The following is a 23,021-nucleotide window of genomic DNA, read 5'->3' as shown; positions in this document are numbered from 1 at the left end:
TTTGTGCCGTTTAAAATAAAGTGAACCGGAAGATTCAATCCTTTATTTCTCTCGACTGATGGAAGTTCCAAATTAACTAGGGCAAATTTTATTAAAGATGTATGTTTCGGTTCTCAACCTGTTAGAGGGTTACAACTCAACAATCTGATTTTACTTTAAATTCTCGGATAAGTGATATGCCCAATGATTGCACAAATCAGCCTGTAATCGGCTACGTAGAAGACCTCATGGTCCTCAGTACTTTGCTTACCGATGAAGAAAATCTGAGCCCTGTCTTTTAGCTTTTTCTTCCCCGCATCCTTCGCTTCTTCCAGGGCGGCCTCCAACTCGTTTCTAAGTGCTGTGCGTTTAGCTTGGGACCAGCCGCTCCATTCCACATGGAGTTTGTAACTTCGAGAAGGCTTGAGCTTTCCAGATTCATCTTTAACCCATTCTCCCGAAAGCGGAATGACAATCCGATTCTCATCTTGCTCAAATTTCTGCCACAACAACTGTGAGTAGAAAACTCGCAGTTCCGGATAGGGCTGAATCGGATCTTTAAGTTTTTTAAAGACAGTCATGTAAGTATCGGCATCAATATCCGGTATATGAAGTGACATACCTCGATCATACGGGAAGCGAATAAACGCTCTACAAATCTGACGAATAGCATTAACCGGACGACGCGATTGCCGTGTTGGTGCATTGTCTTTCCTGGATGTTGATGATGCAGAACGTGTTGTGCTCGAATTGTTTTCACCACCCGTTGCGTCAGGATCAACAACTGGACGTTTTTCAACCAACTTTAACCCTGCTGGCATCAAGCCCGGTGCACTGTCCAAGAGATGGCGGACACTTTTCTTCTGGCCCTGCTTAACAACAGTGCTCTCAGCATCAGCATCGCAGTTAATGTGTTCTTTTCCTGGCATTTTATTAAACGACGGTCTTTTCTTACTGCCTTTTTGCCAGGCGGAAGGATACATTTCGATTCCGCATCCCCAGCAGACATAACCACTGGTATCAACGATATCCAACAACCAGAGCTCTTCAGCATCCACTTTTTCTCCGGTGCGTTTGTCACGAGCAGATTCCATCCTTTCCTCCGAAAATGAACAGCCCTCGAGTTTTCACAGGTTGAGAGCCTAACAGCCCGGCTTTATCACCTGGCCCAGCGCTATATAGGTTACCTTGTTATCCGCATCTCAGATGCCGTCACCCCTTCAGGTGTTGGAACGAGTGACCACAAACGTGCATCAATGCCATCATTTTGCAGTTTGCGCATGAAATAACGCGCCTGAAGGGCATCATGCGTTGCGATGACAACCTGAAAACCATGGTCAACGATGTAATCACGCAGCAAGTCGAATACGGACGCGGCGTGGACTAGATCATGATGCTGCGTAGGATCGTCCAGCAGTAGGCCGCGCCATGAGGACCACTGATGTTCAAGCGCCATTGAAAGCAGAAATGTCAACTGCAGATCTGTCAACTGAGCTTCGCTTGCAATCGCCGGGACCGGAGCAACTCCTCCATGTAAAGGCACGGACACTTCAGCATGCCCCTTTTTGTAAATACTGCGAAAACCTAGTTTGGTACCCGTAAAACGCTGCTCTCTGACGACGCGCTTCAGGAGCGACTGCCATCTTGGAATGACGGACAGTACATGTTTTTGCACATTCGATATTTCGGCAGACAGTTTGGTATTGAGCGTCTCCATTGCTTGAGATAATTGCAACAACTGCATTCGGCTCGAATTTTCGTTTTCAATGCGCTGCCGCAGGCTGGCAACAAACTCTTCCTCTGATAAGGAGCCACGACGACGATCTATGATGCCTTGCGCTATACGTTTCTGCTCCAGCTTAAACCAGGCTCCAATTTCGACTTTGAGCGTTTGTAACTGTTCTGTTTGGCGTGATAGCTCGGCAACAGATGATTGTAATTGAGTCTCTTTACTCTTCGCCACGTCGACCGCGGGATCGCCGGAGAAAGACAGCTGTCGCCATGAGAAGCGGAGAGCTGCCAGCTTAGCCTGGGCGTCAGTAAACTGTTCTTCGACGCCAGTTAGTCGGTCATTAGTTTCGGTTAACTGAATTTGTTGTCGGTTTAAAGCAGATTGCTCTGCCGCAGCTTTCGTTTCAAGTTCACTGAGCTGGGCTATATTTTTGCTTTGCGCCGCCGACAATTCATCCAGTGTCCTCAAGGGACGCGCATCTGCAATGATTGCTGCTAATGCGGCTGTTGATTGCTCAAGGCTTGCCAGGGCCCCCGCTCGAGCCTCCCGGGCCGTATCCACAGAATGGATCGCCGATTGGTGAGTTGCTTTTGACGCTTCAAGCATTTCAGGTGTAGGAGGAGATGCAAGGTTATGCTGTTTTTCGTCGAGCTGAAGCTTGGCTGAAGCATTTGACTCGTCACGACGCTGAATAGCTGCTTTTGCTAATTCAATCGTATCACCTTCTAAAAGTATGTCCGTTTTGATTTGGTTGATTTCGGATGTTAAAAGAGATTGTCGGGAGCTCAACTCAGTCATGTTACGCTGGCACGTATCTAGTTCAGCTTTGGCATGAGTAACTCCCTCCGCGTGCTGGCGTAACTGATCCAATGCAATCTTAACGCGTCGTTCAGCCTCGACAACTTTCGGATCGATAGCCTCCAATGATTTGGTAATTCTTTCATGGAGGTTTGCAGCACCGTGATCTACGCCACAGACAGGACAGTCCCCTCGATCTTTAGGCAAATATGCCGCAATGGATGCAACGGATTGCCTTATGGTATCAGCCGTTGACGTTAACGTTTCGTGAGCCTGCTTCAACGTCAGTAGCTCTGCTTCAGCGTTGGTCTTTAATACAGTTGCTTGCCCAACTCGCTCCTGCAGTAATTTTTCTTGTGATTCTTCCTGTGTAATGGCTGAGGTAATGGAGATAAGGTGCTGAAGGTTATCCTCCCAGCGCCTGATGAGCTGTCGAGCTGCCAAAAGCTCAGTATCAATGATCTGCAGTGCCTTACGCTGTTTATTGATGAGTTCATGCTCGGCACTGAGCCGTTCACTCCCTTCATGTATATTCCGGAAGGTTGAGGCTAGAGATTCGGCATCGCTTAACGCTTTATCAGCCACTTCCAAGGCCTGCTTGCGTTGTTTAAGGGCCTCTTTGGTTTGCGCCTCCCGGTCAAGCCGGTTAAGCTGCTGGATAATTAAATCCCGTTCGCCTTCTGCCTGCAGCAACTCACGCTGAAGTCGCTCTTGTGTCCCGACGATAAGTGCTCGTTCCTGCTGTTTTTGCGTTAAAGCCTGTCTGGCCGCTATAAGTTCATGACCAAGCTGTTCTGATCGCGTCTGCTCAGCAATGAAACGGCCAATCAGTCCATCCACCTCCACAAGCCCTTCAATTTGCTCCCTGAGTCTTTTCAGACTGACTTGTACTGTTTGCTCTAACGCATCGCGCATGGTTTCCAGGCTATCCACTCCCACTGGCGGCACCAATAGTCCTGCAGGTAATGCCTCTGAGCCCTGAGTTTGCTTCGCGATGTTCGAGATGGATTCTGCGATGCTTTCTTTACTGCGCAGACCGCCCTGAGATTGGGTTGCGGCCATATCCCGTTCAAGCACTAGGCTTTGCCATTCCGCATATTCTGTTTCGAGAAGCTCAACTGCCTCCTTTGCATGCTTAAGCTTATCATTCAGGACTCGGCGAATACTGCCCAGAGCCGTGCTGACCTGGGATCCGTCCTTACCGATTGGCAAACGTTCCAGCTGCGAGCCCGCAATTTTGGCCTCTGCTTTGACAAGCCATTCTCCCTCGCGCTGATCCAATAAATGGGTCAGTCTCAGTAAAAAAGGGATATCTTCCGCGTTCGTTTCCGGGAAAATGGGGCTGAGATCACCCGCCCTTTCTACATTTCCTTGGGGAGTTACCTGGGCAGAGGCGCTTACATCACCGAAATCCAGAATAACTTTAGCCAAGGACTGATTGTCCCTGATGATGGGTGAAAGATTTGCCCCCAGTCTCGAGATACCACCTGTTAGGCTAAATTCAATCGCTTCGAAGAACGCGGTTTTCCCTGTGCCATTTGGGGCAAGAAGAATTGTTGCTCCCGGGCTGAGTTCGATTTTGGTGTTGGCACCATAACGGCGGATATTGGAGAGGGTAATAGATTTGAGCTGTTTCATTGGCGGCCCTTGTCTCCAAACGTCACAGTTTTCAGGGATTGAACTACTTCATCGCCTGTTTTTTCAGAGAGCAGCAGCTCACGCCATTGTTCAATATGAGGTTTAACCCAAGAGTGCACCTGACACAACGAGCTCAGGGATGCCAGCAGCGGATCGTTGATTTCATTCCCCACACTCGCGGGTGTTAACGACGCCAGAAAGCTCCGGTCAAGGAAGGAGTCGATATTTTCCCCCTCTCTGAGCACTACCTTCCTGCAGAAACGATCGTCTGTTTCGAAGCGGGATGCATCTTCAGATTCAATACCTTTGATGAGCATAAACATATAAAGATCTACCGTTTGCGGCTCTGCGAGCATGTCTCGGACATCCGCGGCCCATCGGAAGGCGCTCTGGATATATTCCGCACCACATGGACACTCTGTAATCAACACAGTCCTCCAACCGGCTTTGACTAGTTTGAGACGTTTGAGCCGTACTGCAGCCGTGCCGAAATCAATGGAGGGTGAAACCATGTCGTTCATATCTGGTACATGAACTTCATAGCGACCTTCAGCGCGCTGAGTTATCGCAGTAATGAGTTCTTGAATTGTCGGCATGTCAGGATCCCTTTGTCGTCTTATCAATTGCCGCTTCACGCGCGCGTTGCCTTTCTATCCTTTGCTGGCCGAAGTATTTGCGTACGGACTCAAGCGTCCCCCTACTCAAATGGCGATACATTTCAGATCGGGTCACGAGCAGATGTGGCTGACGCTCTGCCGCCATGCTAGTCGCTGTCTCAGCGTCGTCAGCCATTCCTGCATTTAATAACATTGATGATGGTGCCCGCACGCCAGACAGGATGACGATAGGATCAGGGTCAGGACCGATCACGTCGATTAACGGATCATCAGACAACTCACGGACCCCAGTTCGACCGCTAGCTGGGCCAGACCAGTATTGAAGAGCAATGCTCATTACAGCCCCGCCATCCTCAAAGGATTCCCAGTTATTGTTGCCAGTTGAAAAACCCACAGCTACCAGCAACAAAATTTCCACTGCATCAACGAGCAGGCTTAACGTTCGAGGTCCTAAGCGAAGTGCATGTTTTTCATTCTTGTTTTCCGTTTTCGGATACAGAAGTCTGTCCAGAAATCTGCGGCGGCTTTCAGGGTTAGCCGTGAATCCGACCAGCCATGCATTCCAAACTTCGTCCATAGCATCGGCGAGTGTTGGATCGAAGATTGAGCCGAGCTTATTAGCCACACGCTGAAGCAGGCGCTGCCATAGCACATCGTCCATGGCTTTAGCTAGTGCTTCCGCCTCTCCTCTAACGGTGCTTAATGTATTGAATTCATGAGCCTGCGCGCACGTCAGACGTTCTGTATTCTCAATCCATGGCAGGCCGCTGAAATCATCTTCGGTCCCCCCAAGCGTGTAACCGATTTCCTCGGCAACGCTGTTTCTCCATATGGACTCGCCTAACATTAGGACCTGAATACCATTTGGCAGGTGCAAAGCCATTCGCACAATCGCTGAAGGAAGGGAAAGATTCACTCCGGGAGGGCGGGAGTATGCGGCATACACTCTGAGTTTGCCGGGGGCAGAATGGCTCCCCCACATGTGTTCGACAATAGCCCTTGCTGAACTGATTGTCGGATTGGCAAGGTCAAGCGTACCAGCCAATGACCAAGGACCGCTAGCCGCTGAAAAACCGTCACTTAACTGATATTGAGCCCAAGTTTCTGTATCAGGCCGAAGTTCGCTTCGTAATGCTTTAACAACGTCATGGCATCTTATAGCCGAAACGTCAGTTGTCTCAGTAGCAATATAGTTAATCAGACGTTCCAGTGTGCGCTCCGGATTGCTAAAGTTACGTCCAAGAGAATGAAGCGTTCGTTCTTTTAGTGCCGCATCATTGCCTACACAAACGATATAAACCCGGCGAAGCACGTCTCTAATCTGGGCCCAATCTGTGAATCCACACCAGGTCGTTAGCCATAAGTACGCATTCTGAGTTGGAATATCCTGTCTGCTGGCAAGCTCCTCCAGACTCAGGCCTGGGCGACGGCAAAGTTCACAAAGTTCTTCCAGGTGATTAACGGAGAGATTGTTTTTTATAAGAAGGTGTAGACCGACGAGAATAAGTTTGAACTTACGGTCTGGCGTTTCGTCAAGTTTACCCGATGCAGCGTTGCGGGCTAGGCTCGAGAATGCAGTGTCTAGAACAGAGGGCGTTGGTTCGGTGTCTGATGAGCCGTTTCTGGGTTTCCTTTTGGGCTGTTTAGTCTGATCAGGATTTTTAGTACAAAAGTCAGTTGACTGCCGTTTAATCTGTAAATGCTCGTAGTGGTCTGTTGTGTACATAATCACCACATCATCCCACTCCTCAATGCTTCCCTGCTCGGCACCGATTGCGAGAGGAGTAAGCCTGCCGATCAAGAAATTTTCAAGCATATCTGCCAGACGTTGAGCAATCACCAGCTTCTCATAATCAGACTTCCGCTCTAACCGGAACCTTTTGAGCATTCAGATTATCCTTATTGCATTTTCTTCCCTACGAAAATATCAGATATGCTAACTGAATTGGCAATGATTTTACAGTGAGCCTGATTTTGGCCTGCACCAGTATCAGATATAAACGTCAGTTAGTCGTTTAGGCCCCATAACTCTCTGAATACTCTCTTCTCCAACCCTCTGCAAATTCAGACGGTGCCCAATAATTTAGCGGGGAGTTCACACCACACTCACTATAACCTTCATGTCATTCCCTGAGGTTTCCCGGCCCCCCCAATCAAAAACATTTCCTTCAAATCGCCGGAGCATTGTCATCGCTGGCGCGAAGCGCTGCCAGATCGGCCTGCTGACCAAATATGCCCCAGTTGGCTTCTTCAATTTCCTGTATCACCACATAGACAGGAGCGACCAAAGTGCCTGACGGACGACGGTCCAGAATTGCGGTTGCTCCCTCAATCAACTTCTTCTTTGCTTCCTCATCCAGGCCACCTTTGATGACATATATCTGAAGGGACACAACCGGCAACCATGCGGGTTTATCTCCCATAAAAACGGCATCAGAAGAGTATTCGGCAAAGTAGATCCATACCGTACTACGAACCAGAGGGGAGTCTGGCAGCGCCTCGCAATCGAGTCCCAACTGCGTCAGATCTCTGGCAACCTGTTGACGCTCAGCCGCATCAAAGGTGCCTGCTGGCGCATGAATGATCATTTTAGGCATCAAATACCTCTTATTGCATCAGGGGAACAGGATGGATTCCGCACCGGGCGGAATCCATCATCGGGCAACTAAATTGACTGCCCACCAGAAACTTCAATACGCTGACCGGTGACCCAGCGGTTGTCCGGTCCCAGCAGGCTGGCAATCATCGGACCGATGTCATCAGGCAGGCCCACGCGACCCAGCGCGGTCATGCCGGCAAATGCCTGGTTGTAATCGGGGATGTCACGCACCGCGCCACCAAGGAAGTCGGTCTCAATCGCTCCCGGAGCCACGGTATTCACGGTGATGCCGCGGCTGCCCAGTTCTTTCGCCATATACACGGAGAGTATTTCAACGGCGCCCTTGGCAGCCGAGTAGGCCGAGAAACCTGGGAACGATACGCGGGTCAGCCCCGAAGAGAAGTTGACGATGCGTCCGCCATCGACCAGCAGCGGCAGCAGCGACTGCGTCAGAAAAAACACCCCTTTGACGTGTACATTAAATAACGCGTCGAACTGCTCTTCCGTGGTTGCGGTGAAGTCGGCCATTTCCCCATGCCCGGCGTTGTTGATCAGATGGTCGAACGTTTCGCGTCCCCAGTCACCTTTCAGGATATTGCGCACGGCGGCGACGAAACCCGGGAAGGAAGATACGTTGCTGGTGTCCAGTTGCAGCGCAACTGCCTTACGGCCAAGCGCCTGGATTTCATTCACCACGGCATCCGCCGCCTCTTTACCAGTACGATAAGTCACGATGACATCACCACCATGGCGGGCAATGCTCAGTGCGGTATTACGGCCAAGACCCCGGCTGGCGCCAGTTACAAGAGAAAGGGTTGTCATGAAATATCTCCTCAATAATGGGAGAGTGATTCTAACAATCGACAAACTTCCAGGGTTGCCCAATAATTTTTAATTATTGCCTGATTATTTTTATATTTTTATTTGATGCCGTATTTACTAGAATAACTGCACCATAAATTTTTATTTTATTGCCTGATAATATGAAAAAGCGTGATCACTCGTATGAGGAACGCACTGCACGGGACGATGAATTCAACTCTGCCGGGAGGATGGCGGCTTTGCTGCAGGCGGCACGACATTACGCTGATGAACACCACAACGGAGCGGGGGTTGCCGCAACGCCAGTTGATGGGGTGTTCATTCTGCGCGAGACCGCGCCTACCGCGTTGCAATTCGCCATCACTAAACCGTTGATCGCAATGGTGCTGCAAGGCAGTAAACGCGTGACCATGGGCAGCGATCGTTTTGATTTTGGCGCGGGGGAATCCTTACTGATCACCATGGACGTGCCAACCGTGAGTCAGGTTATCAGCGCCAGTGCCGACACCCCTTATTATTCTCTGGTCGTGGAACTGGATGCGGCGGTGATTAGTGAACTGATGGCAAACATGGTCGGGCTGGAGGCTGCCACGGATTTGCCCGTAAGCATTGATCAGATCGAAGAAGATGTGGCAGAAGCCGCTTTGCGCCTGCTGAACATGCTCAGCAGACCGCGCGCGCTCGCCGTGCTGGGCAGCCAGTTGGTGCGGGAGTTACATTACTGGCTACTGTCAGGACGGCACGGCAGCGCGCTGCGCGCCCTCGGCAGCACTGACAGCCATGCCCGGCGGATTGCGCGGGCAGTCGCGATCATTCGGGCCAATTATGCACAACCGCTGCGCATGAAAACCCTTGCTGACGCCGCCGGTATGAGCCTCTCGGTATTTCATACGCATTTCCGCCATGTCACCACGCTCACCCCGCTGCAATTCCAGAAACAGCTGCGCCTGCTTGAAGCGCGGAGACTGATGCTGACGGAGGGGACAGCCATCGGTATTGCCGCTAATGCGGTGGGATATGAGAGCGTGACGCAGTTTACCCGTGAATATTCACGGCTGTTTGGTTCACCGCCAGCCCGAAATATTCGGGAAACCCGCGCACTCGAGCGTTCAGTCCTGTCCGGTGAGCCTATGAGGCAATAAATTATTCGAGTCTGTCGCTGCCGGGACGTATATTCCGGCAGATGACGGAGTCAACTGGTCAGTTATAGACCACTAGCAACGGAAAAGTTAACTGAATCACCACGCATCATTCAGGTACTTTCGAGCAGTTGATAGTATTGGTTTTAATACTCAGCAATTAAAATTTTATCGTTCGAACCAGTTCGTCGTTCATATCCATGTCGCCACGATAAGAAATAAAACGTAAAGTCCCTCGGGCTTCGACACTAAGTTAGCACAGTTATGTTTATCTAAAGAGTTTGGCATGTAGCCAATCTATTATAGTCGGTTCATGACGATTGCAAGAAAGCGGAGATATAAATCTCATAAAGTGATTTTTTAGTAGGTACCACCTATAACAGGGCTGATGAAGTTTCGATATAGCCTTGTACTTTGATAACTATATCCTCTTAGATACTCTACTAACTTCTTCACCACACCACATTCTAACAAAAATTCGCTTTTACTCTCTATATCGTTGTGCGCTACAATCATAGACCATTCGGTGAGTCGGAAGCTGGCAAAGCCGCGTCCGATTTTTAAGGTCTATCAATACAGGGAACGTTTAGGTGAATAGCATATTTCTAAAAATAGATGGTATAAATGGAGAGTCACAGGATTCATCTCACCAAGGCTGGACGGATGCCAACTCATACTCATGGGGAGTGCGTAGAAATGGTGAAGGTGTCGGGCCCGGTAAAACAAATTACCATAATCTCACTGTGCACTGCCAGGTTGATAAAACCACTGCCCCAGCACTGCTATATGCATCTAATGGTAATAAAATCAGGAAGGTAGAACTTTCTGCCTGTAAGGCTGGAGGAGAACAGGTTGAGTACTATCGGGTGACACTTGAAGGGGTAATAATTTCCGAAGTGCTACTTCGGGATATGGGCATGTCCACTGATGTCGAGTATGAGTTTCAGGCAGACAAGGTTAAGTTTCAATATTGGGAGCAGTCTGCCTCCGGTATTAAAGCCGCAGAATCCCGCATGGGGTGGGACATAAAAAATTCACAGTCCTTCTTCTGATAAGGGGAAATGCGGATGTCTACATCCATAATCTATGGCATGGTTGATGAGTTCAATAAAAACTGTACAGAATTGCTAGTAACTGCCAATCGCGCGGCGGCATTCTTTATCAGTGATGGACTTATCAGAACAGAATACCTGTACGATATTGAGCAAATCGTCCGGGAATACAAAAATGACTTCGCCAGAGAAGAGCGCAACCCCTTCCGTCAAGGCGTTATACTGGATGATTTGAAAAAAGAAGTTGATTTAACGAAGCGTGAATATCAGATTTTAAGAATGAAAAACTACGTCACCTACATTCTTACAGATGTGTTCGAAGAGCATGGGATCATTAAATATGGAAAAATAGCATTAGGTATAGCGTCCGGAACAGCTCAGACAGTTGCCGGTGGCAGCCTTCTTTTAGCTGGTACCCGATTTCATGTCCGCAGATTTCAAGGCGCAGGCATTCTCTTGATGGCTCACGGTGCAAACAATGTTTTTGAATCAGCATCCCCTCTGATTTATGAACAAGCACATGCAGGTATTATCAGAAAAATATATCGTAAAGCAGCTATACTTTCTGGCTTAAACAAAGATTCAGGAGATCTAGCTTATAGTATGGTTGATTTCTCTCTCAATGTATATGCAGCAATACGATCACCAATACTTCAGCAAAACAACAATAGGTTAGTCAAAAAGGGCCTTTTTGAAAAACCCGGCACAGGTGCATTATTCAGGGCCGTAGAAAAAGACTATGTTATGAAATGGAACACTAAAAAAACACCAATGAAGCTTTTTTTTGCGGCAGATACTGTTCGGAAAGGCGTTATGGAATTCCCATTAGGTGGATATAAGCAAGATTTTTAAAAAAAACTTCTAATATACAGATTCACCAGCTTCATTTGGGTGAAGAGACCTAATTTATTTTTCCTGGCCGTATAAATAAAATGCACAACGGCTGAAATAACTATCGCACTAAAAAAATAACCACCCCCTTCTGTTTCACCGACAAAACAAAAAGCCGCCGTAAAAAAGATCAGCATATAGAGATAAATAACGATAACTGAAGACACATCATTGGATAATATCGCGATGACTGAACGCAGGTTAATATCCGAGGTGATTTGCTTTGTAAAAAGCGAATTTATCTCTTTGTAACCAGCTCTAAAACTGAGCAACTCAGACTTATTGAAATCATCACCCCGTATTTTTGATTCAATTTTTTTCAACTTTTTTTGGGTTTTTCCATTCATAATTCCAGCGTCCCTGACCTGACTCATATAGACATTATAATGATCTTGCCTGCTTAATTGGAAGCCCCAAAGTAAATCAACTCACTGCTCAGGGCTTCGGTAATCTCAATCAAAGTCATGCCTGATCGGCTATGGCGAGATTCGAGCTGTCTTTTACGTCTTACTCCAGTACCTGCACAAAAAATCGCACGACTTTTAGGCTTGCGCTGCTGCCCCGCCTTTTCTCTAGCCGACTATGGCACTTAGAACTCATCGTTTACTTATCCTCTGCGTTGCGCCAGCATTACGCATGCATGGCTCCTACGGCACACGGCTGCGCATTTATGCCAGAAACGCCCACAGAAACGGTACGATTCACTTACAGTTTATTCCTAATGCCCTGCGTTGCGCTCTGTGCCACTCTTAACTACGCTCATAACACTTATGATGCTTAATGAGGGAATATATTATGAAAAAGACGATTATTGCGTTATCCGCCATTCTTCTGACTTCTACGGCGTTTGCCGCCACACACGCAACCGATGAAACCGTCGCTGACGCCAAAGCGGGCGCCAATACGGCGAAAGAGAAACTGCATCAGGCGCAGCATCAGGGTGAAGAGCAGCAGCTCAAAGCTAAACATGCTGCCGAAGGTAAAAGCGATAGCCTGACCAGCAAAGCGAGCGAAAACTCACAGAAAGCCTGGAACAGCACCAAAGAAGGCACTGAAAAAGGTTGGGACGCCACCAAAGAAGGCGCGCAGAAAGGATGGAACAAAACCAAAGAAGGTGCCAGCGATCTGAAGAAGAAAGTCTCTGAGTAATAGCGCTAACTATTTTTCCCAAAAGGCCGCGATGCGGCCTTTTTTGTGCCTGCCAGCAACCGGATTGATACAAAACGCTGCGATCCCGCTCCTGGATTCGGGCAAATTCCTAATCAGTGATTGATTAATAAGCAGGCTGCGCGAATAGTAAGCGAACCGGCCATCGGGTGCCAGCACAAGGAGAAAGCACATGGGATATTACGTACTGAGAAAAAGTGATACAGCATCGTCGCAGAAATACTGGTTTGTGCTTAAAGCCAGCAACGGCGAAACCATCGCCACCAGCGAGATGTACAGCTCTAAACAGGCGGCGGAAAACGGCATCCGCTCGGTGCAGCAGAATGGTGCGTCGACCACCATTCACGATGAGACCTGACCTCGCGCATGACTGCGCAGTGATGCGCGAAGGTGGGTCATTGACCCTGCAAGCGGCGCAATGTATTACGCGATCAATCGCGCCGCTAAGCATCTCCGGCGAGCGGGTGCCACGCAGTACCACAGCCCCCTCCCCGAAACGCCACCGGCGCTTTGCATCGGCCGGCCTTTGCCCCTACACTTGCCGCATCGCCCTTAACCATTAATTAACTTTATGTCCGATACATTTCAACGCCAGCCGCTGCCCTTGCCGAATGGCCACAATAAAGTGCTGCTGCACTCCTGCTGCGCTCCCTGCTCGGGAGAAGTGATGGAGGCGATGCTGGCCTCCGGCATCGATTACACCATTTTCTTCTACAACCCGAACATCCATCCGCTGAAAGAGTACGAGCTGCGCAAAGAGGAGAACATCCGCTTTGCCGAGCAGTTTGGCGTGCCTTTTGTTGATGCCGATTACGACAAAGACAACTGGTTCGAGCGCGCGCGTGGCATGGAGTGGGAGCCGGAGCGCGGCGTGCGCTGCACCATGTGTTTCGACATGCGCTTCGAACGCACCGCGCTGTACGCGCATGAACACGGTTTCCCGGTGATCACCAGTTCACTCGGCATTTCGCGCTGGAAGAATATGCAGCAAATCAACGACTGCGGCGTGCGCGCGGCGGCACGCTATCCGGATATGCTTTACTGGGAGTTTAACTGGCGTAAAGGTGGCGGTTCGTCGCGCATGATTGAGATCAGCAAGCGCGAGCGCTTCTATCAGCAGGAGTATTGCGGCTGCATCTATTCGCTGCGCGATACCAACCGCCACCGCGTGGCGAGCGGTCGCGAACGTATCGAAATCGGCGTGCAGTACTATTCGCCGGATGAGTAAGAAAAAAACCTGCTGGCGCTAACCAGCAGGTTAATCATTACCAGTTCAGCAGCTGGCCGCGGTAATCCACGTAATGATGGCCGCCACGCCCGCTAAACTGCTGCAGCTGCGTGACCATGCCCTGCGCACTCTCGGTGACGCTGATATCCGCGCCCTCTCCGCCCATGTCCGTTTTTACCCAGCCCGGATGCAGTGACAGCAGCGTGCTGCCCTGCTGGTGCATCTGCGTCGCCAGCGCGCGGCTCAGCATATTCAGCGCCGCTTTGCTGGCTGAGTAGAGCGGCATCGCCGCGTCACGGTTCTCGTTGAGGCTGGCGAGACGCGACGTGGTCAGGCCCAGCACGCTCTGTTTATCGCGCAGCAGCGGCAGCAGGCTCTCCGCCAGGCGCACCGGCGCCACCGCATTGGTAAAGAACAGCTCGCTGAGCTGCGCATCGTCCACGTCGCGCAGCTGCGATGCGTGCGGACCAAGAATACCGGCGTTAATCAGGATGCAATCAAAGGGTGCGTCGCCGAGCTGCCGGACCAGCGCGTCACGCTGCGCGCCATCGGTGATATCCAGCGCCAGCCATTGCAGCTGCGGATGCTGAAACGAAACCGCCGTGGAACGGTAGGTGGCGGTCACCTGCCAGCCCGCCTGCAGCAGTTGCTGCACCACGGCCAGGCCAATGCCTTTTGACGCCCCAATAATCAATGCTCGCTGTTGTTGGCTCATCTGTCTCTCGCTGGTTGGTGTGCCACGAAAAAGGGCAGGATACCCTGCCCTGTTGTCCTTACCGGAACACTAACGTTAGCACGACGATGACCACCATAATTATCAGCAGGTGGCACACCGTTTTATCCAGGTTGCGTTGTTTCATGACGCCTCCTGCACTCAGAACCACTGGCCAAAGCGCTTGATGTACAGCGTTTTCATGCCCTGCGCCACCAGGCAGTAGCCGAGCAGCGTGGCCAGCAGCCACGGGAAATAGCTCCATGGCAGCGGCACCAGGCCGACCATCGCGCCGAGCGGCGAGAACGGCAGCAGAATGCCGGCAATCATTACGCAGGCGGTGGTCAGCAGCACCGGCAGCGCCGCGCGGCTCTGGATAAACGGAATCTTGCGCGTGCGCAGCATGTGCACCACCAGCGTCTGCGACAGCAGCCCTTCCACAAACCAGCCGGACTGGAACAGCGACTGCATCGCTGGGGTATTCGCCGCGAACACGTACCACATTAGCGCAAAGGTGGTGATGTCAAAAATTGACGACGTTGGCCCAATCCACAGCATAAAGCGTTTGATGTTGCGCGCGTCCCATTTGCGTGGTTTGCGCAGGAACTCGCGATCCATTTTGTCCCACGGCAGCGCCAGCTGTGACAGATCGTACATCAGGTTCTGAATCAGCAGATGAATCGCCAGCATCGGCAGGAACGGAATGAATGCGCTCGCCACCAGCACCGAGAACACATTGCCGAAGTTCGAACTGGCGGTCATGTTCAGGTACTTGATGATGTTGCCGAACGTCTCGCGCCCCTTCATCACGCCCTCTTCCAGCACCATTAAATCCTTTTCCAGCAGGATGATGTCAGAAGACTCTTTGGCGATGTCCGCCGCGCTGTCGACCGAGATCCCCACATCGGCGTCACGCAGCGCCGGCGCATCATTGATGCCGTCGCCGAGAAAACCCACCGTGTGGCCCTGCTGCTGCAGCGCACGCAGAATGCGTGACTTCTGCAGCGGCGTCAGTTTTGCAAACACCGAGCTGCGCGCCGCGGCCTGCGCCAGCTGCTCATCGCTCATCGCGGCAATCGCCTCGCCGGTGAGGATCTCGCCACAGTCGATGCCCACCTGCTGGCAGATGCGCGCCGTCACTACCGGATTATCGCCGGTCAGCACTTTGACCGTTACGCCGTTCTCGTTCAGCGCGGTAATCGCCTTCGCCGCACTCCCCTTCGGCGGATCGAGGAAGGTCAGCAGCCCTTCGATGGTCAGCCCCTGTTCATCCGCGACGCTCAGCGCCTGTTGCAGGCCCGGCTCCGCCAGCGCGCGGCTGGCCACCAGCAGCACGCGGAAGCCCTGCTGATTGTACTGATGCGCCAGCGCCAGCAGCTCCGCGCGACGGGTTTCATTGAGCGGCTGAATCAGTTTGCCTTCGCGTTCGGCGCTGGCAATGCTCAGCATCTCCTCGACCGCGCCCTTACAGATCAGCATCTGCTGGTTGAGGCGGCGGTCACGCACCACCACTGAAACGCGCCGACGCACAAAATCAAACGGCAGCTCATCCACTTTACTGTAGTAGTCGCTCATGTCCGCGCTGATGCGTCCTTTGCCATAGCGCAGGATGGCGCGATCCATCAGGTTAGGCGTGCCGCTCTGGTAATGGCTGTTGAGCCAGCTCAGCATCAGGACGCGCGAGTTCTCTACCCCGGCACAATCGAGATGGTGCTCGAGGATAATGTTGTCCTGCGTCAGCGTGCCGGTTTTGTCGGTACACAGAATGTCCATGGCGCCGAGGTTCTGGATCGCGTTCAGGCGTTTGACGATCACCTTACGGCGCGACATGGCAATCGCCCCTTTGGCCAGATTCGAGCTGACAATCATCGGCAGCATTTCCGGCGTCAGTCCCACCGCCACCGCCAGCGCGAACAGCGAAGCATCCAGCCAGTCGCCTTTGGTCAGGCCGTTAATCAGCAGCACCACCGGCACCATTACCAGCATGAAGCGAATCAGCAGCCAGCTGACGCTGTTCACGCCGCGATCGAAAGCGGTTTGTGTGCGGTTACCGACAATCGATTTCGCCAGGCTGCCGAAGTAAGTTTCCCCGCCGGTCGCCACCACCACCGCTTTGGCGCTGCCACTGGAGACATTAGTGCCCATCAGGCATACGCTGCCCAGTTCCAGCAGCGATGCATCTTTGTCGCTGGCGCTGGCCTGCTTGCTGGCCACGTGGCCGGTGACGTCATATTTCTCCACCGGCAGCGATTCGCCGGTCAGAATTGCCTGGCTGATAAACAGATCGCGTGAGTCGAGCAGCCGCACATCGGCCGGTACCAGATCGCCCGCTGAGAGATAAATGATGTCGCCGGGCACCAGGCTGGTGATGTCCACTTCCTGTTTCTGCGGCGCCTGCTGTACCGATTCCCGGCGCAACACGGTGGCGGTGGTGCGCACCATCGATTTCAGCGCCTGTGCCGCTTTGTTGGTGCGGAACTCCTGCCAGAAGCGCAGCAAACCGCTGAGCGTTACCATCGTCACAATGATGATGACACCGGTCAGATCGGTCTCCTCGCCATGGCGCAGCGGCATCCAGTAGTCGGTGAAATAGCTCACCAGCGCCAGCGCCAGCAGCACATAGATGAACGGATTATTGAAAGCCTGAATCAGCTGCACCAGCGCCGGTGGCGCTTTATCATGTTCCACCTGATTGCGACCATAAATCTGCAGCCGCGCTTCCGCTTCGCGTTCGACCAGCCCCAGCGCATCGCTGCGCAGGCGCAGCAGCGTTTCGTCGGCGGTAAAAGCGGCTTCGTCTTCAATCAGATAGCGTGCGGTTTTCTGACGTGCCGGACGCACGGTGTTCCAGGCTTTTTTTTCCTGGTTGAGTTTCATGTCAGTCATGATGACACTCCTCGTTTATTTTTTTACGGCAATAACGATCCCTGCGCGCCAGGCGCACAAGTCGAAAACATTAATTGTCACGGCGTGACCGGATTAAATTAAAAATAACCTGTCGGGAATTTCCATATTACCTCCCGGAAATAATGGGCGAAGAAAGTCGCTCGCTGAATAACGAGTGAAATAAAATAACCACGGATAACGCTGCGCGCAGCAGCAGCCTGAAGCGGCTTAACGCGCAGGGAAGCTCAGCACGCTGAAGATCAGCGCGCGCATCGAGGCGGAGGAAAAAGTGCGTTTAAAATCATGTGCATGATGCTATTCCCGCGGGCTTCAGCCCGCTGTGGTGTCATTATCAGGGAACAATCATCAGAAACAGGTGAGGATTGCTGCCCGCCATGTTGGCAAGCAGCGACAAAAGAATTCGCGCGTCAGCTTGCCTTGTATTGCCATCGATAAGGGTGACTGTCCAACTGAATTCTCCTGCGTGAAGTTGCGGCTATTATAGGAGGGCGAAAAGCGAAGTAAAGTTAATTATCCTGGGGTTCAGGTTGATTTAATTTTCGTTGCGATTTGGTTGATAAAGCGCGCGGGAATAAGGTGCGTCAGATTAATCCGGTCGCGTTACGCCCTCTTGCTTATAACTGAAGCGCACCGCTTAGAACCTTACGGCATATGCATAGCCATAAATTGACTATTCTTCACTGTAGCGCTCTCGTAAACTCGCGTTACTTTTTTAAGGCAAGGAAACAACATGAAAAAAATTATTCCCTCACTGCTGGCGCTGTCGCTGGTAGCCGCCTTCTCCGCGCAGGCCGCCACGCCGAAAGATACGCTGGTGATTGCGCAGTCTACGGATGATGCGGACAGCTTTGATCCGGCCCAGGGCTTTGAACTAACCACGGTGCAAGCGTTCACTAACATTTATCAGCGCCTGGTGCAGTCCGATCCGGCCAATCCGACCGATCTTAAGCCAACGCTGGCCACGTCATGGCAGCCGGGCAGTGATAACCGCAGCCTGACGTTTGCGCTGCGCAAAGACGCGAAATTCGCCAGCGGTAACCCGCTGCGCCCGGAAGATGTCATTTTCTCGCTGGGGCGCGTGGTGAAACTCAACCTCGATCCGTCCTTTATTCTGACCCAGCTCGGCTGGAATAAAGACAACGTCGACAGCTTCCTGAAAAAGGTCGATGAAGACCACGTACAGATTAGCTGGAGCGCCAACGTCAGCCCGGCCTACGTGCTGAGCCTGCTGTCCGCGCCGGTCTCCTCGATCGTTGATGAAAAAAACCGCGCAGGCCAACGCCAAAAACGGTGATTTCGGCCACGCGTGGCTCGGCACCCACTCGGCCGGCAGCGGCCCGTTCCAGATTCGCAAAGTGGTGCTGCATGAAGCGATACTGCTCAGCGCCAACCCGATTTCACCGGCCGGTGCACCGAAGCTGAAAAACATTCTGATCAAAAACGTGCCGGAGCCGGCAGCGCGCCGTCTGCTGCTGGAACAGGGCGATGTCGATATCGCGCGTAACCTCGGTGCTGACCAGATCGCTGCGCTGAAGGGCAAAGCCGGCGTGAAGACCGAAGCGATTCCGATGGCGTCGCTCTACTACATTCAGTTCAACGTCGGTGCCAATCCGGTACTGAAGAACCCGGCGCTGTGGGAAGCGGCACGTTACCTGTTCGACTATAAAGGTATCGCCAATGACCTGCTGAAGGGCCAGTTTGAAGTGCACCAGACCTTCCTGCCGAAGGGTTTCCTCGGTGCGCTGAACGACACGCCTTACAGCTACGATCCGGAGAAAGCCAAAGCGATTCTGCAGAAGGCCGGTCTGACCAACGTCAGCTTTAAGCTCTCCACCAGCAATCAGCCGCCGTACCTTGATATCGCGCAGGCACTGCAGGGCAGCTTCGCCAAAGGCGGCGTGAAGGTGGAAGTGCAGCCGGGCTTAAGCTCTGAAGTCTCCACCCGCGTGAAGGCGCATCAGTATGAAGCTACGCTCAACGCCTGGGGCGCGGATTACTTCGACCCGAACACCAACGCCGCGTCCTTCGCTTACAACCCGGAAGATGGCAGCAAAACCATTGCTTACCGTTCAGACTGGCACATCCCGGAGCTGAGCAAACAGACGCTGGCGGCGACGGCCGAAGCCGACAGCAATAAGCGCGTTGCGCTTTATCAGGCGATGCAGCGTGAAGTGCTGAAGAACTCGCCGTATGTGATTGGCCTGCAGGCGCGTAACCTGATTGCGCTGCGCGACAATCTGCAGGGCTATGTGCAGGGGATCAACCCGGACATGGTGTATTACGCGCAGGTTTCGAAGTAATGGCAGCGTCAGCGTCATCGGCCGGGTTCGCCCGGCCACTCTGGCAGCGCTTCAGCCGCCTCGTCACCAGCCTGCTGTCGCTGCTGGTGACGCTGGTGGGTTTGTTAGCGTTTACTTTCATGTTGTCGCACCTGTCGCCAGTCGACCCGGTGCAGCAAATCGCCGGCGATCACGCCAGCGAAGCCACCTATGCTCAGGTGCGTCACGACCTTGGGCTGGATCAGCCGGTACTGGTACAGTTCTGGCGTTATATCAGCCATCTGGCGCAGGGCAATCTCGGCCTGTCGCATCTCACCAATCAGCCGGTCAGCGCCGACCTGATGCGCACCTTCCCCGCCACGCTTGAGCTGGCGACCTGTTCGATGATTTTCGCTGCGGTGTTCGGCGTGACACTCGCACTGCTGGCGGCGTGGAAACCGGGCAGCGTCATTGATAACGTGGCGCGCTTTATCTCGCTGCTGGGCTACTCGGTGCCGGTGTTCTGGCTCGGCCTGCTGGGCCTGCTGCTGTTCTACGCCGTGCTGCACTGGTCCGCCGGTCCGGGCCAGCTGGATGATATCTGGATTTATACCCTTGAACCGAAGACCGGCTTTGTACTGATTGATAGCTGGCTCTCCGGCGATGCGGAAATGTTCCGTAACGCGATTGCCCATCTGTGGCTGCCGGTGGTGATTCTCGGCCTGCTGGCGATGGCAGGCATTACGCGTCTGCTGCGCGCGGCGCTGCTGGAAGAGAGCAGCAAAGAGTATGTGGTGCTGGCGCGCGCGAAAGGCGCTGGCCGGGCGCGCATTCTTCTGCGTCATATTTTCCCCAACGTGCTGGGCACGCTGATCACCGTGATCGCCCTCTCCTACGCCACGCTGCTGGAAGGTTCCGTGCTGACGGAAACCGTATTCGCCTGGCCGGGCGTCGGTCGCTACATGACCAACGCGCTGTTTTCCGCGGATGTTCCGGCGATTCTCGGCGCTACGTTGCTGATTGGCAGCTGCTTTATCCTGCTCAATGCCGTGGCCGACGCCCTCACCTGGTTAACCGATCCGAGAACCCGATGACTCAACAACTTCATGAACTGGAAACCGTGCGTCCGCGCCGGCGCCGGGCGCGTATCACCTCGCTGACCATCGGCCTGACGCTGGTGATCGTGCTGGTGGCCATGGCGCTGCTGGCGCCGCTGCTGGCGCCGTTTGATCCTAACGCGCAGGTGATTGAACAGCGTCTGCTGGCGCCGTCGGCGCTGCACTGGTTCGGCACCGACGGCTTCGGGCGCGATTTATTGTCGCGCGTGATTTACGGCGCACGTCCGACGCTGCTGCTGGTGTCGCTGATCCTGGTGCTGACTATCCCGGTTGGCCTGTTAGTCGGCATCACCGCCGGCTACGTCGGCGGCTGGACCGAACGCGTGCTGATGCGCATCACCGATATTTTTCTGTCGCTGCCCAACCTGGTGATTGCGCTGGCGCTGGTGGCGATGCTGGGCCCGGGCCTGATGAACGGCGCGCTGGCGCTGGCGCTCACCAGCTGGCCGCCGTTTGCCCGGCAGGCACGCGCGGAAACCCTGGCATTGCGCCGCAGCGATTACCTCGCCGCCGCGCGCATGCAGGGTATTACCGGCCTGCGCCTGATGTTTGGCCACATTCTGCCGCTCTGCCTGCCGACCGCCGTGGTGCGTGCCGCGCTGAGCCTCGGCGGGATTATTCTTTCTGCTGCCGGGCTGGGCTTCCTCGGCATGGGCGTACAGCCGCCAACCGCCGAATGGGGCTCGATGGTAGCAGAAGGCAGTAAAGTGATTTTCGACCAATGGTGGGTGGCGGCAGCGCCCGGCGCAGCCATTCTGTTCGCCAGCCTGGCGTTTAACCTGACAGGCGACGGCCTGCGTGACCGACTGGATACCCGCCATGCCAAATGATCTGTTAATTGATGCGCAGGGGCTGACGATTCGCAGCCACGACGCGCTGCTGGTGGATAACATCAGCTTTACCCTTGGCCGCGAACGCGTGGCGCTGGTCGGTGAATCCGGCTCGGGCAAATCCCTGACCGCGCGTGCGCTGATGGGCCTGTTGTCGCCCGCGCTGCAGCCGCAGGCTGACCGGCTGCAGGTGGCGGGCGCAGACGCCCTGCACCTGCGCGAGCGCGACTGGATCGGCCTGCGCGGCGGCAAAGTGGCGATGGTCATGCAGGATCCGAAATACGCGCTCAACCCGACGCGCACCATTGGCTGGCAGGTTGAAGAGCCGCTGGTGCTGCACCGCAAGCTGAGCCGCGCCGAGCGTAAAGAGAAAGTGTGCGAGATGCTGGACGCGGTGGGCCTGCCCGATCCGCGCCAGCTGATGAAGCGCTATCCGCATCAGCTCTCCGGCGGCATGGGCCAGCGCGTGATGCTGGCGATCGCGCTGATTACCGATCCCGATCTGCTGATTGCCGATGAGCCGACCTCGGCGCTCGATCACGCCATGCGCGATCAGGTGCTGGCGTTGATTCGTCGCCTGGTGGAGCAGCGCAATATGGGCCTGCTGCTGATCAGTCACGATCTGCAACAGGTCTCCGAGCACTGTCAGCGGGTGATGGTGATGTACAAAGGCCGCCTGCTGGACACCCTGCCGGCGGCGCAGCTGTCGGACGCCAGCCATCCTTATACCCGCACGCTGTGGGCCTGCCGTCCGGGGAAAGCCACGCACGGCGAACGCCTGCCGGTGCTGGATCGCGCGGCGCTGGAGAAGATGCATGATTGAATTAGCCAACCTGAGCGTCTCGCACAAACAGGGTTATGAACTGCGCACCGTGGTGCACGATGTGAACCTGCAGGTGGCGGCCGGCGAGTGTTTCGGCCTGGTGGGGCCTTCCGGCTGCGGTAAATCCTCGCTGCTGTGGGTAATGGCCGGACTGAATCCGCACTGGCGCGGCCAGATGACGCTGGCGAATACCGCCGTGCAGCCAGGCAAACCCTTTACCGGCCAGCTGCGGCGTGATGTGCAGATGGTGTTTCAGGATCCCTACGCTTCGCTGCATCCGCGCCACCGGCTGCGCCGCACGCTGGCGGAACCGCTTAAGCTGCTGCGACGCGATAACATCGACGATCGCATCAACGCGGGCTTTCGCCATGTCGGGCTGGATCCGGCGCTGGCGGATCGCTATCCGCATCAGCTGTCCGGCGGACAGCGTCAGCGCGTGGCCATTGTGCGCGCCCTGCTGCTGGAGCCTAAGATCCTGCTGCTGGATGAGCCGACGTCGGCGCTGGATATGTCTGTACAGGCCGAGATCCTGAACCTGCTTAACGATCTCAAACAGAATGATGGCCTGACGATGGTGCTGGTCAGCCACGATCCTGACGTGATCGATCATATGTGCGATCGCGCCGCGCGCATGGCGCAGGGCCGGATTGTTGGTTAGCATGGCATGAGCGCAACGCGGCGCGGTTTATCCCGAAGGCAGATTGCGCCGCT

Annotated in this window: 19 protein-coding genes and 1 pseudogene; 11 read left to right on the top strand and 9 right to left on the bottom strand. The window is 53.7% G+C overall.

The genetic code is table 11. The features are described from left to right. Positions 1 to 155: 155 nt before the first annotated feature. From AC6I7J_RS04875 to AC6I7J_RS04850, 6 genes are all read right to left on the bottom strand, one after another. Positions 156 to 1,073, bottom strand: a complete 918-nt coding sequence (locus AC6I7J_RS04875) for a hypothetical protein (protein WP_413675822.1) — start codon at positions 1,071 to 1,073, stop codon at positions 156 to 158. An 89-nt stretch (positions 1,074 to 1,162) separates the two neighbouring features. Continuing rightward, on the bottom strand, positions 1,163 to 4,147 hold the full coding sequence (locus tag AC6I7J_RS04870; protein WP_413675823.1) for a hypothetical protein: 2,985 nt from the start codon (positions 4,145 to 4,147) through the stop codon (positions 1,163 to 1,165). Next, positions 4,144 to 4,743: an ABC-three component system middle component 1 gene (locus AC6I7J_RS04865; RefSeq protein ID WP_413675824.1), complete on the bottom strand. Its 600-nt coding sequence runs from the start codon at positions 4,741 to 4,743 to the stop codon at positions 4,144 to 4,146. Before AC6I7J_RS04865 ends, AC6I7J_RS04870 begins: the two co-directional genes overlap by 4 nt. Position 4,744: 1 nt before the next feature. Next, positions 4,745 to 6,652 carry an ABC-three component system protein gene (locus AC6I7J_RS04860; protein ID WP_413675825.1) on the bottom strand — a complete coding sequence of 636 codons (1,908 nt, stop codon included), beginning with the start codon at positions 6,650 to 6,652 and terminating at the stop codon, positions 4,745 to 4,747. A gap of 280 nt (positions 6,653 to 6,932) precedes the next feature. Continuing rightward, entirely contained in the window at positions 6,933 to 7,361 is a 429-nt protein-coding gene (locus tag AC6I7J_RS04855) for a tautomerase family protein (protein WP_459731716.1), read from the bottom strand. A gap of 68 nt (positions 7,362 to 7,429) precedes the next feature. Beyond that, a complete protein-coding gene (locus AC6I7J_RS04850) occupies positions 7,430 to 8,185 on the bottom strand; it encodes an SDR family NAD(P)-dependent oxidoreductase (RefSeq protein WP_058758256.1) in 756 nt (251 codons plus the stop codon). 230 nt (positions 8,186 to 8,415) lie between these two features. Between AC6I7J_RS04850 and AC6I7J_RS04845 the strand changes: the two genes are divergently transcribed. The 3 genes from AC6I7J_RS04845 to AC6I7J_RS04835 all read left to right on the top strand — a co-directional run bounded on the left by AC6I7J_RS04845 (position 8,416) and on the right by AC6I7J_RS04835 (position 11,228). After that, on the top strand, positions 8,416 to 9,327 hold the full coding sequence (locus AC6I7J_RS04845; protein ID WP_150058806.1) for an AraC family transcriptional regulator: 912 nt from the start codon (positions 8,416 to 8,418) through the stop codon (positions 9,325 to 9,327). Positions 9,328 to 9,914: 587 nt separating this feature from the next. Then, positions 9,915 to 10,376, top strand: coding sequence for an Hcp family type VI secretion system effector (locus tag AC6I7J_RS04840; RefSeq protein WP_413675828.1), 462 nt, complete (start codon positions 9,915 to 9,917; stop codon positions 10,374 to 10,376). A gap of 15 nt (positions 10,377 to 10,391) precedes the next feature. Continuing rightward, positions 10,392 to 11,228 carry a DUF4225 domain-containing protein gene (locus tag AC6I7J_RS04835; RefSeq protein ID WP_498006920.1) on the top strand — a complete coding sequence of 279 codons (837 nt, stop codon included), beginning with the start codon at positions 10,392 to 10,394 and terminating at the stop codon, positions 11,226 to 11,228. Here the strand turns inward: AC6I7J_RS04835 and AC6I7J_RS04830 are convergent. Continuing rightward, positions 11,225 to 11,614 (bottom strand): hypothetical protein, encoded by a 390-nt coding sequence (locus tag AC6I7J_RS04830; RefSeq protein ID WP_498006919.1) that lies wholly within the window; start codon positions 11,612 to 11,614, stop codon positions 11,225 to 11,227. The genes AC6I7J_RS04835 and AC6I7J_RS04830 overlap by 4 nt on opposite strands. Before the next feature lie 448 nt (positions 11,615 to 12,062). Here AC6I7J_RS04830 and AC6I7J_RS04825 point away from each other — a divergent pair, with 448 nt between their 5' ends. From AC6I7J_RS04825 to AC6I7J_RS04815, 3 genes are all read left to right on the top strand, one after another. Beyond that, positions 12,063 to 12,416, top strand: a complete 354-nt coding sequence (locus tag AC6I7J_RS04825; protein WP_021506488.1) for a KPN_00521 family repetitive protein — start codon at positions 12,063 to 12,065, stop codon at positions 12,414 to 12,416. Between the two features lie 190 nt (positions 12,417 to 12,606). Further along, positions 12,607 to 12,792: a YegP family protein gene (locus tag AC6I7J_RS04820; protein ID WP_127834464.1), complete on the top strand. Its 186-nt coding sequence runs from the start codon at positions 12,607 to 12,609 to the stop codon at positions 12,790 to 12,792. A gap of 213 nt (positions 12,793 to 13,005) precedes the next feature. Next, positions 13,006 to 13,662 (top strand): epoxyqueuosine reductase QueH, encoded by a 657-nt coding sequence (locus AC6I7J_RS04815; protein WP_031279356.1) that lies wholly within the window; start codon positions 13,006 to 13,008, stop codon positions 13,660 to 13,662. 37 nt (positions 13,663 to 13,699) lie between these two features. On the opposite strand, the gene AC6I7J_RS04810 is transcribed toward AC6I7J_RS04815, so the two are convergent. Beyond that, positions 13,700 to 14,377: an SDR family oxidoreductase gene (locus AC6I7J_RS04810; RefSeq protein WP_498006918.1), complete on the bottom strand. Its 678-nt coding sequence runs from the start codon at positions 14,375 to 14,377 to the stop codon at positions 13,700 to 13,702. A gap of 159 nt (positions 14,378 to 14,536) precedes the next feature. Then, positions 14,537 to 17,260, bottom strand: a complete 2,724-nt coding sequence (mgtA, locus tag AC6I7J_RS04805) for a magnesium-translocating P-type ATPase (protein WP_498006917.1) — start codon at positions 17,258 to 17,260, stop codon at positions 14,537 to 14,539. Between the two features lie 751 nt (positions 17,261 to 18,011). Here mgtA and AC6I7J_RS04800 point away from each other — a divergent pair. The 5 genes and pseudogenes from AC6I7J_RS04800 to AC6I7J_RS04780 all read left to right on the top strand — a co-directional run bounded on the left by AC6I7J_RS04800 (position 18,012) and on the right by AC6I7J_RS04780 (position 22,968). Then, a pseudogene (locus AC6I7J_RS04800) lies at positions 18,012 to 19,581 on the top strand (ABC transporter substrate-binding protein). Further along, on the top strand, positions 19,581 to 20,633 hold the full coding sequence (locus tag AC6I7J_RS04795; protein WP_021506482.1) for an ABC transporter permease: 1,053 nt from the start codon (positions 19,581 to 19,583) through the stop codon (positions 20,631 to 20,633). Before AC6I7J_RS04800 ends, AC6I7J_RS04795 begins: the two are co-directional and overlap by 1 nt. Continuing rightward, positions 20,630 to 21,487: an ABC transporter permease gene (locus AC6I7J_RS04790; RefSeq protein WP_031279350.1), complete on the top strand. Its 858-nt coding sequence runs from the start codon at positions 20,630 to 20,632 to the stop codon at positions 21,485 to 21,487. Before AC6I7J_RS04795 ends, AC6I7J_RS04790 begins: the two co-directional genes overlap by 4 nt. Next, the gene (locus AC6I7J_RS04785; RefSeq protein ID WP_127834467.1) at positions 21,477 to 22,310 is read left to right on the top strand and encodes an ABC transporter ATP-binding protein; all 834 of its coding nucleotides are present in this window, start codon (positions 21,477 to 21,479) and stop codon (positions 22,308 to 22,310) included. Before AC6I7J_RS04790 ends, AC6I7J_RS04785 begins: the two co-directional genes overlap by 11 nt. Continuing rightward, positions 22,303 to 22,968, top strand: coding sequence for an ABC transporter ATP-binding protein (locus AC6I7J_RS04780; RefSeq protein WP_021506479.1), 666 nt, complete (start codon positions 22,303 to 22,305; stop codon positions 22,966 to 22,968). Before AC6I7J_RS04785 ends, AC6I7J_RS04780 begins: the two co-directional genes overlap by 8 nt. The last annotated feature ends 53 nt before the right edge of the window (positions 22,969 to 23,021 follow it).

The organism is Type-C symbiont of Plautia stali (assembly GCF_059730935.1).
This window is presented reverse-complemented; position numbering and strand designations above follow the sequence as displayed.